Origin of the sequence: Exiguobacterium chiriqhucha RW-2 (assembly GCF_000416965.1) — a bacterium.
GTDB lineage: Bacteria > Bacillota > Bacilli > Exiguobacteriales > Exiguobacteriaceae > Exiguobacterium > Exiguobacterium chiriqhucha.
In genome coordinates this window covers 1-323 of record NZ_ATCL01000005.1, presented here as the reverse complement: position 1 = coordinate 323, position 323 = coordinate 1, and the positions used below count along the sequence as shown (strand labels likewise).

Sequence of the window (323 nt, the reverse complement as noted above, 5' to 3'; positions counted from 1 at the left end):
ATCGGTCACACACGTTGGGCGACACACGGCGTGCCGAGCGTCCCGAACGCCCACCCGCACCAGAGCACGACGGGCCGCTTCACGCTCGTCCACAACGGTGTCATCGAGAACGACGAGCAGATCAAGGCGACGCTCGACGTCCCGTTCCTCTCGGAGACGGACACGGAAGTCATCGTACAGTTGATGGAGAAGAACTTCGTCGAACTTGGCGACGTCGAGGCGGCGTTCCGCAAGACGTTGGCTGAGCTCCACGGCTCGTACGCAATCGCGATGATCGACTCAGAGGATCAAGAGCGCCTCTACATCGGTAAGAACAAGTCACC

General features: G+C 60.7%; 1 pseudogene. It reads left to right on the top strand.

Going from position 1 to position 323, the window contains the following annotated elements:
- Window positions 1-323 (top strand): annotated as a pseudogene (locus M467_RS0115745) (glutamine--fructose-6-phosphate transaminase (isomerizing)); the annotation flags it as partial.